This is a genomic window from Corynebacterium sp. MSK204, from assembly GCF_030229885.1.
In the GTDB taxonomy this organism is placed as follows: domain Bacteria; phylum Actinomycetota; class Actinomycetes; order Mycobacteriales; family Mycobacteriaceae; genus Corynebacterium.
Genome location: NZ_JASPGQ010000003.1, coordinates 199,508 through 208,902 on the forward strand (window position 1 = coordinate 199,508; position 9,395 = coordinate 208,902).

Below are 9,395 nucleotides of genomic sequence, written 5' to 3' on the forward strand. Positions count from 1 at the left end.
AAGCAGGAAATGAAAAAGCACCATACAACCTCCTGTGAAATAGGGAACGGAGCTTGGTACTTCAACTCGTACTAAAGGCGAATAGACCCCCATAAGCTAATCAACACCTCTAGTATTTCTAGCTTTCACACTTTGAGACTAGGAACGGAACTTCCGTTCCTAGTCTCAGTTCTCTGTAGTTGCTAAACTTAGCTGACTGGAAGGGGATGCAGGCAGACTCTTGTTGGATTCTGCCTGCATCCCCTTCCAGCCTTAAGCACCTTTTCAGAAGTTCCTAAAAGGAATCTAATTACGAAAACCATGGAATTTCACTTTAGAGCAGCATCGATCCACTCAAAGATATTTTCTTGAGAAATATCTTTCCCGCCTTGTAGAACTCGTGGTGACGAAACCGTTCCCGTTTGCTCCTTTAGAGTTTTGATATTAGAACGACCAACCGCATTTCCGTCCTCTTTAGAAACCCGTTCAACCGCTTTTACTACGGAGCTATCGGCACCTAAACGTTTAACTGCATCAGCAAAGTCTCCAATCTCCCACTTTTCGTAAACATTACTTTGATTCTGCATCAAATATTTCCGCAGTGCCCAATAGGTTTCTACGTCTCCCTGCTCGGCAATAGCCTTAACGACTCCTGCCGATTTTGTTGAATGCGAATCCAGCATTATCGATTCATCGCGAATGTAGTCCTCCGCCTTTTGGTTTCCAAGATCCAGAAAATTGAGGGTATAAACATTCACAATTAATCGACCGGATTCAATCTCCTGTTTCATCCTCCCATCAGTTTTCTCGGCCAACTCAGCACAATGAGGACAAGAATAATCCTCATATAGGTCAACTTCCGCCGCGTTGTCGACTGGGTGAGACGACTTAAGCGTAATAACGCCTTCGGAATAAGAGATTCCCATCTCCGTAGCTTCTCTTTTGACATCCCCCACTCGGTTTGAATCTGACTGCTTGCCATTCCACACGATGTAGCCAATGACCACGGCGATAATGACGAGGAGGACGCCGACGCCCCAGATGAAACCATTGCCAGACTTGGCATTTGGGTCACTTACTTTGCTCATTTAAACCTTGCCTGTTGATACTTTCGGACTCTTGCAACCTACTGTGCCCACCACTACGGGTGGAGCGCAAATTTCGTGAACGGGCGTTTGATGGTCCATGCGGTAAGGGCGAGGAAGGCGGCATCGCGAAGCAGCGTCAGCCCGTAGTTCATGCCGGGCTCCGCAGCAGCATCACCAGCACCAAAGCACCCGCAATCGATGTCCAGCCCACGCAGCCATGCCTGGAGAATGCCGACCATGAAAAGCACCATGACCACGGCCGCAACTTTGGAGGACTCGCGGAGGAAAATCCCCAGCAGAAGGAGCATTCCGCCCACCAGCTCTAGCGGGCCAATGAGCTGGGCCAAATACCCAGACCATTCGGGCGTGAAAATCTCATAGGCCTTGATGGATTGCATGGTATCCAGCGGGTGCGCCATCTTCTCTACGCCGGCGATGATCCACACCGCGGCCATGCCAAAGCGAGCAATGAAGCTCACCACATCAAACGTCTTATCCACGCCGATTAGTTTAGCGTTTAACCTCCTTTTTTCAGATACAATGCCCTGTGCTTTTCCTGAGACTTCGCCCACTATGATGGGCCCCATGCCGCACTTCCTCATCGCCGGGTCCGGTGCCGCGCTCGGCGCCGGTGCCCGCTATCTCTTAACCATCGCGCTCGGCGGCGGGCTGATCCCGCTGCTTATCCTCAACATCGTCGGCAGCGCGCTGATGGGATATACCCGCCCGGGGCCATTCTGGGGCACCGGATTCTTGGGCGGTTTTACCAGCTTCGCTAGCTTTGCTTTCTTCACCGCGGAGTCCCACTGGAGTCTCGCCCTGGCCTATGTCGCGGCCACGCTCGTGGGCTGCACCGCTGCCTACCTTGCTGGGGATAAGCTGCGATGAACCTGCTCTTCGTGCTTATCGGCGGCTTTCTCGGCGGCGCGGCGCGCTACGGTTTTACCCGCCTGCTCCCCTCGCCGTATTGCACCTTCGTATCCAATATCCTGGGCTCCTTGGTCTTTGGCCTGGCGGTGGGCTTTTCGCAGCTTGCCGATGCCCCCTTCACCCATCCCCTCTTCGCCCTCGGCCTCGCCGGTGGACTTTCCACCTGGTCCACCATGGCGAAAGAGCTGGGGGAAATGGTCAAGCAGCGGCGCTGGTGGGCCCTCTGCAAATACCTCTTTTGGACCATCGGGATCGGTGTTGTCCTGGCTTGGCGCGGAGTGATGTGGGCCGGACTTATCTATCACGGGATCTAGGTACGCAATTCCCAGCTCGCTCCTAGCTACATTGGACCAGCGCAAGCCTACGATTTCTCTATGTGAACTTCTTTATGGACCTGCCGTTGGCCGAGCCCGTCAACGGCGTCATATTCCTCCTCATCCTGGTGGTAGCGGCGATCGTCGTTATCACCCAAAAGAAAATCTGGCCGATACTTTTCGCCCTAGTCCTCTGCGCCGTCGCGTGGTTGTTCCTCCGGCACTGGGAAGTGCCCTGGTACATCTATCTTGCCGCGCTGGTCCCCTTGGCCGCACTCCTCCGCAGGCCCAAGGTAATCACGGTCGTGGTGGGAATATTTTCCCTCTTGGCCACCGTCGGGCTAGTCAATATGGAATATCAAACCTATCCAGACGTCGGTTCCCTTGACCCTCGCCCCGTGGCGAAGGAAATGGACTACGCCGAGTTCACCACCACCCATTCCGGCGCCGCCCTCGTCCACGTCGATCTGCCCGGCACAACGTCCCACTTCTCCGCGCGCACCGCCACCGCGTATATCCCGCCGGCATACTGGACGGACCAGAACCTCCCAGTTCTGGTCCTTCTCCACGGCAACCCCGGCGGACCGGATCAATGGTTTGGTTCGGGCGAAGCGGACGAAACCGCCGATCAATTCCAAGCGGCCAATGGCGGGCGCAGCCCCATCGTCATCGCCGTCGATGCCACCGGTTCCGAGACCGCGAACCCCATCTGCGCCGATAGCGATGTAGCTCAAGTCATGACCTACCTCACCCGCGATGTTTCCAAAGATATAAAGTCAAAGTTCCAAGTCAACAACGATCAGCACACCTGGACCATCGGCGGGCTAAGTTACGGCGGCACCTGCGCGCTGCAAATAGCTACCACCCATCCGAATGCCTACGGCTCCGTTATTGATATCTCCGGCGAGGCCGAGCCGACCATTGGCAGCCATTCCGCCACCGTTAATAAGTTTTTCCACGGCGATGAATCCGCCTATAACAACCAAGACCCCGCCTACCTCTTGGAGCGCAACCGCTACGACAACCTTCAGGCCATCTTCATCGCCGGTGATGACGATGCCGCATCCGTCAACGCCCTGCGCTCGCTATCAGATAAAGCTCGGGCAGCCGGAATGAAAACCTATTACGGCACGCGGCCGGGTGGGCACTCCTTCCAGGTCTGGCGCCCCGCGCTACGCGAATCCTTTGCTTGGGCCGCTGCCCGCGGCGGCATCAAGGTAGAAACAGATCCGTTCGATGGGATTAACAATGTCCATTCTTAAAAAGCTTCCCGTTTCCATCGCTCTGCTGGCCATCATGTGGTCGCTACACCTCGTCGATTTTCCCCTCAAACCGTGGCTTGCGCTCACCACCGCTCACCCGGGTGCTTCCATCATCATTACCTTGCTCATCGCCACCTGGCTTGCCCCGGCCGAGTGGCTCCTCGGTTCCACCTATACCCTCACCACCGGGCTGGCGGCGACGGCGATTGGAGTGCCGATAACGCTGGGCATCGCCAAGCACTGGCCCAATAGCACCGACTTCCTCAGCCCGATTGGATTCATCGTAGGCGCGGCCGGGTTCGCCTCCGCGTTCATGCCTCGCCTGTGGCGCCGCCGCCTCCGAATCTCCATTCTTTCCCTGACCGCCACGTACGTGCTGTACGCGGGCGCGCTTTCCGATGTCCTCGGTATCACCACCGCCGCCCTATCCATCGCCGCCGGCCAGCTGCTCGCCAAACCCGCGCCCGGTACGCCGACCGTGCGCGAACAGCGCGTGCTCATCGCCGTCTGCGTCGCCTGCGTTGCGATAGGCCCCGCCTTCATCGCTCTGGATCCGTTGGCGCAAGGCCCATTTTCCGATGTCACGCGCCTGCTCTGGCAAGATAGCCGCGGGATCGGGCCCGTGATAGCCAACCTGTTACCGCTCATCTTGCAGCTCGTCTTTTGCTTCGGCCTCGTGCGCGGGCGCATCACCGCCTGGAGGCTCGCGGTCTTATCGCAGGTAGCGGCCCTTGCCCTGCTTGCCTATAGGCTTTCTTTCCTCCCCGAGCTCATCCCTGTCACGTTGCCTTGGCTTAGCGTGCTCGCAATCCTGCTCATTAACCGGCGGCTGTTTCCCACCCACGAAAACCGGGCCTATCTCCTGCACACCGCTCTGTTAAGCGCTGGCATCGCCGCATGTGGATCGGTGCTCTGGATTCTCATCGCGCAGCTGCACGCCCCGCTGCCGAACGTGCTCGCTGAAACCCCGTTGCGCTTCCTGCCCACCGTGGTGGCCCTGATACTTCCCCACCACGTAATCCCCACGTCCTCCCTCGCCTGGTTCCTTTACGAGTGGATAGGAAACGCCTTTTGGATCTTCGTGGCCTTCCGCCTCTATCGCGGTTTCTCCCGGCCCACCGATCCAACGAATGAGGCAGATCTCCGCACCGCGCGCCGCCTGCTTGAATCCGGCACCGGCGACCACCTTTCCTTTATGACGCTGTGGAAATCCAATCGCTACTTTTTCCACGGCGATTCCTTTGTGGCTTACCGCGTCTCCAACGGTGTCACCCTCACCCTAGGCACGCCCGTGGGCAGCGATATCAGCGCCGAATTCGCAGCCTTCGCCGCCCACCAAGGCTGGGCCGTGGCCTGGTATTCCGTCAACGCGGACTTCGCCGCCGCCCACCCGGAGCTCAAGCGCGTCCACGTTGCCGAAGAGGCCGTCTTGCCCTGCCGCACAGAGTTCAAGGGAAAGAAATTCCAGAACGTGCGCACCGCCCGCAATAAAGCAACCAAGGAAGGAATTCGCACCCGCTGGACCAGTTGGGCTGAACTCGACCTGACCACCATCGCCAAGATCACCGCGCTCAGCGAGGAATGGGTAGCAGAAAAGGCGCTGCCCGAAATGGGATTTACCCTCGGCGGGCTAGAAGAAATGAAAGTCCCCGGCACTCGCCTGCTGCTTGCCGAAGCCCAGGACGGCACCCTCCACGGCGTCACCAGCTGGATGCCCGTCTTCGAAAACGGCTCCATCGCGGGCTATACCCTCGACGTCATGCGCCGCAACGAGCACGGCTTCAAGGGAGTTATGGAACTGCTCATCTCAGAAGCCTTGCTCATCGCAAACGCCGAGGGCTGTGCCTGGATCTCCTTATCCGGCGCCCCTCTGGCCGGGCAAGCACCGTCGCCCTCCTGGCTCGACAATCTCTTGCAGCGCCTAGGCAATGAGGTCGAGCCCTTCTACGGATTCCACAGCCTGGCGGCAAGCAAAAAGAAGTTCCAGCCCGAAGAGCACCCATGGTTCCTGTGCTACGACGACGAGCTGAAACTTCCTAATATCGGTCTAGCGACGATGCACGCCTACCTTCCAGACCTCAAGACCACGGATGCGGTCAAGGCCTGGATATCCAGGCATTAATCCGCAATCGCCTCCAGCGGCGGCGTCTTTGCCGCGCGTTGCGATGGCCATACCGCTGCAATGATGCCCACAACTGCGGATCCCAGCAGCATGGTTACCAACATGCCCCACGGAACCTCGGCGCCGCCAAGGCCCTGATCATTCAAGATCTCAATGAAGGACCAGCCCAAGCCGAGGCCAATGAGAATTCCCATGATCGCACCAAAGAGCGAAATCTGGACCGACTCCAGTGTGATCATCCTGCGGATTTGGCGGCGCTGCGTACCCACCGCACGCAACATGCCAATCTCCTGGCGGCGTTCGATAACACCCAAGGTCAAGGTATTGACAATACCCAGTACCGCGATGATCACGGCTAGTGCGAGAAGACCGTAGAGAATGGCCAGCATCTGGTCGATGAAGCCAGCGGCCTGACCCGCGTATTCCTTACCGGTATTGACCTGCACCACCACGAGATCCTTGACGGCATCCTCGAGGTTATTGCGCAGCTCTTCCTTGTCATAGCCTTCTTGACCTAAGACGCCCACCATCTGCACGGAGAATTCACCGTCAGCGGCGACCTGTTCTGCCACGTCCTGCGAAACCACCATATTTTGAATGGTCTCGATGGGTTCAAAGGTACCGACCAGTTTCGCTTCCGCAGTCTTGCCCGGCTCGCTCCCGGTGACCTCGTAGGTCTCTCCTACCTTCCAGCCATTTTCTTTGGCGAAGTCTTCCGTGGCGGCAAAGCCACCTTCAATATTGGCATCGCCTTCCACCATGTTCATCGCCAGCATCGAGGTAGGGTCAGCATCCACCGTCACGGTGAACAACCCGCCGCTACCAAAGTCCAAGGAGGCCTGACCGTCCACGGCAACCGGCGCCGAGCCGACGGTAATGACCTTATCCACACCGTCTGCCTCTGCGGCACGCGCACCGGTTTCCTTCGGCGTCGGGAAGTTTCCGGAGCTTGGTCCGGACAAAATATAGTCCGACGTAATAGTTTGGTCCACCGTATCCGAGATGGAAGCCTTCATTGTCTGTCCCAGCATGCCGATGCTCGTGACCAATGCCACGCCCAAGGTCAGGGCAAAGGCCGTGGCGGCGGTGCGGCGCGGGTTACGCCGCGAGTTGGTAGCAGCCAGCTTGCCGATGGACCCGAATGGTGCACCGATAGCCCTGCCCAGCGTTGGCACCAACGGCAAAGAGAGTGCGGGCCCGGCCAGGAAGAAACCAATAATCACTCCGACGGCGCCGAGGCCAACGAGAATGGCGCGGACGTTCGTTTCGGCATCGCTAAGCACGCCTGCAAACGCCGCGATAATGCCGCCAATCATGATGATGGCACCGAAGATCGTGCGCACCTTTAACGAAGAGCCGGAGGCCGACTCCGTCGTGCGCATCGCCTCAACCGGTTCCACAGCACCCGCGCGCCGCGCCGGAGCCCACGCGGAGACCACGGTGACAATCGTGCCCAAAATAATGGGGACCACCACGGCCGACACGCTCAAGCCCAAGCCACCGCCGATGTCCATCCCATTGGCGCCCATAACCGCCTTGATAACGGCGACCAATCCCACGCCGGCAAGAACGCCGACGATGGAGCCCAGCACACCAACGATAACGGATTCCACCACAACGGAATTGGCGATCTGGCGACGCGAAGCGCCCAAAGCGCGCAGCAGAGCAAACTCCTTGATGCGCTGGGCCACAATCATGGAGAACGTATTGGCAATAATAAAGGTGCCCACCAACAAGGCAATCAGACCAAAGGCAACGAGGAAGTAGTTCACAAACTTCAATGCCTCAGTCATTGCTTCACTGGTTTGCTCTGCCAGGCGCTCACCGGATTCGACTTTGATGTCGAACTTGTTATTGAGGTCATCGACAAGCGCATTCGCATCCACGCCATCAGCAGCAGAGACCTTCAGCTGGGAGGGATCACCAAAGCGTTCTAGGTAATTCGCCTCGTCCATGCGCAGCTCGATGCTATCGCCCTGCTCTACCGGCGGTTCCGCGATACCCGCGACCTTAACCTCGTCCTGGCTATCCGGATGAACCACCACAAGCTTCTGTCCAACGGAAATATCGTATTTCTCCGCAGCAGAGGAATTGATCGTTACCTCATCTAAGGCTTGCGGCTCATTGCCTTCAATGAGCTCACTAGCGCCGCCGACGGTTTTATCCGCAGGATAATACGGCACGAGGCTCGCAGTACCGCTCTGAGTTTGGAAGGCCTCCGAGTTTTCATCGGCAACAACTACCGTCTGCGAGTCAGCGACGTTGATGTTTTTAACCTCGGGATCATCAAGCAGCTGTTGGCGCAGCACTTCATCCAGCTTCTGGTCACTATCGTCATTCTCACTGACCACTGCGTCTACACCGCGGAATTGGTTATCCACCGCGGAATCAAAAGTGGCCTTTAATGAGTTAGTGAACATGAAAGAGCCAGCAATAAAGGCGGTGCCTAAAACCACCGCCAAAATTGTCAGCCCAAGGCGCAACTTATGCGCCAAAATATTGCGCACGGATACCCTGCGCATTGCGTTTCCGCGTGCCATTTAACCCTCAATCTCTGCCATTACATTGTGAATGGCCTCCATCGTTGGATCCTGCAGTTCATTAACGAGCTTGCCATCAGCAAGGAAAACAACGCGATCGGCATAAGACGCCGCTTTAGCATCATGCGTCACAATAACCACAGTCTGGTCATCCTGGTCCACTGCAGTCCGCAGAATATCCAGCACCTCAGCCGAGGAATTGGAGTCCAAGTTACCCGTAGGCTCATCTCCAAAAATAATCTCCGGCCGCGACACTAAGGCGCGAGCACAGGCCACACGCTGCTGCTGACCACCAGACAATTCCGCCGGACGGTGCTCCAACCGCTCCGCCAGCCCCAGGCGACGCGTGACTTCCTCGAACCATTGCTTGTCGACGTCCTTACCCGCAATGTCAGTCGGCAGCGTAATGTTTTCCGCCGCCGTCAAGGTAGGGACCAAGTTGAAAGACTGGAAAATAAATCCCAGGCGATCACGACGCAGCGCCGTAATGTCTTTGTCATTGAGGTGGGACATATCGGTATCTCCGATAAACGCCGACCCAGAAGTAGCAGAGTCTAATCCTGCCATCGTGTGCATCAACGTAGATTTGCCCGAACCCGAGGGGCCCATAATGGCCGTGAATTGGTTCTGTCCAAACTCAATAGAAACGTGATCAAGGGCGATAACAGCCGTGTCATCGCTTCCGTATTGCTTAAACAAGTCAACGGCGCGTGCCGCGGCATCAGTCATAAAGCGTGTTCTCCTTGTAAATGGGAAATTACCTCTCTATATAGTAACCCGCTTATTCGCAGTCTCTCATCATCCCATGGGCTGATTTGGGCGTATTGGTGTGGTGGTGTTGGGTTGGTGGGGTTTATTTTTTGTTGTTGTGTTTGTTTCTTTTGTGGTTGAGGAATTGTGTCCAGGTGTAGTGCCAGTGTGTGTTTGTGGTGGCGAGTGGTCCTTTCGGGTGGTCTGTTTGGTAGGTTCCGTCGGTGTGTAGCCAGGCGATGGTGCCGGTGATTGGGTCCATGTGGGGTTGCCCGCAAATCGTGGACACGTAGTTAAGCTGCTTAGGGGTTAAGCAGCGGCCTTCTTATTACCATTTTGATCAGCGAGCTGGGCTTCGAAATCGACGGGGCTTACCATCCCGATGGACGAGTGGCGACGGCGCCGGTTGT

At 57.0% G+C, this 9,395-nt stretch carries 8 protein-coding genes; 4 read left to right on the forward strand and 4 right to left on the reverse strand.

The annotated features are described in order from the left end of the window. Nucleotides 1-308: 308 nt before the first annotated feature. Together QP908_RS03475 and QP908_RS03480 are read right to left on the reverse strand one after the other, a co-directional pair. On the reverse strand, nucleotides 309-1,067 hold the full coding sequence (locus QP908_RS03475) for a DsbA family protein (protein WP_284771643.1): 759 nt from the start codon (nucleotides 1,065-1,067) through the stop codon (nucleotides 309-311). Nucleotides 1,068-1,120: 53 nt separating this feature from the next. Continuing rightward, complete coding sequence (locus QP908_RS03480; RefSeq protein ID WP_239270138.1) at nucleotides 1,121-1,567, reverse strand: MauE/DoxX family redox-associated membrane protein; 447 nt, start codon at nucleotides 1,565-1,567, stop codon at nucleotides 1,121-1,123. 85 nt (nucleotides 1,568-1,652) lie between these two features. Here QP908_RS03480 and QP908_RS03485 point away from each other — a divergent pair, with 85 nt between their 5' ends. The 4 genes from QP908_RS03485 (at nucleotide 1,653) to QP908_RS03500 (ending at nucleotide 5,695) form a co-directional block, all read left to right on the forward strand. Further along, a complete protein-coding gene (locus QP908_RS03485) occupies nucleotides 1,653-1,955 on the forward strand; it encodes a fluoride efflux transporter family protein (protein ID WP_284771644.1) in 303 nt (100 codons plus the stop codon). Continuing rightward, nucleotides 1,952-2,311, forward strand: coding sequence for a fluoride efflux transporter FluC (locus QP908_RS03490; protein ID WP_284771645.1), 360 nt, complete (start codon nucleotides 1,952-1,954; stop codon nucleotides 2,309-2,311). Before QP908_RS03485 ends, QP908_RS03490 begins: the two co-directional genes overlap by 4 nt. Nucleotides 2,312-2,373: 62 nt before the next feature. Further along, a complete protein-coding gene (locus tag QP908_RS03495; RefSeq protein ID WP_284771646.1) occupies nucleotides 2,374-3,573 on the forward strand; it encodes an alpha/beta hydrolase in 1,200 nt (399 codons plus the stop codon). Continuing rightward, nucleotides 3,560-5,695 (forward strand): bifunctional lysylphosphatidylglycerol flippase/synthetase MprF, encoded by a 2,136-nt coding sequence (locus QP908_RS03500; protein WP_284771647.1) that lies wholly within the window; start codon nucleotides 3,560-3,562, stop codon nucleotides 5,693-5,695. Before QP908_RS03495 ends, QP908_RS03500 begins: the two co-directional genes overlap by 14 nt. Here QP908_RS03500 and QP908_RS03505 read toward each other — a convergent pair. Further along, complete coding sequence (locus tag QP908_RS03505) at nucleotides 5,692-8,235, reverse strand: ABC transporter permease (protein ID WP_284771648.1); 2,544 nt, start codon at nucleotides 8,233-8,235, stop codon at nucleotides 5,692-5,694. The genes QP908_RS03500 and QP908_RS03505 overlap by 4 nt on opposite strands. Then, the gene (locus tag QP908_RS03510) at nucleotides 8,236-8,964 is read right to left on the reverse strand and encodes an ABC transporter ATP-binding protein (protein ID WP_239270132.1); all 729 of its coding nucleotides are present in this window, start codon (nucleotides 8,962-8,964) and stop codon (nucleotides 8,236-8,238) included. Nucleotides 8,965-9,395 lie beyond the last annotated feature (431 nt).

Coding starts and splice junctions, on each gene's coding strand:
- QP908_RS03475 (WP_284771643.1), bottom strand. CDS start 1,067: ATGAGCAAAGTAAGTGACCCAAATGCCAAGTCTGGCAATGGTTTCATC.
- QP908_RS03485 (WP_284771644.1), top strand. CDS start 1,653: ATGCCGCACTTCCTCATCGCCGGGTCCGGTGCCGCGCTCGGCGCCGGT.
- QP908_RS03490 (WP_284771645.1), top strand. CDS start 1,952: ATGAACCTGCTCTTCGTGCTTATCGGCGGCTTTCTCGGCGGCGCGGCG.
- QP908_RS03500 (WP_284771647.1), top strand. CDS start 3,560: ATGTCCATTCTTAAAAAGCTTCCCGTTTCCATCGCTCTGCTGGCCATC.
- QP908_RS03505 (WP_284771648.1), bottom strand. CDS start 8,235: ATGGCACGCGGAAACGCAATGCGCAGGGTATCCGTGCGCAATATTTTG.
- QP908_RS03510 (WP_239270132.1), bottom strand. CDS start 8,964: ATGACTGATGCCGCGGCACGCGCCGTTGACTTGTTTAAGCAATACGGA.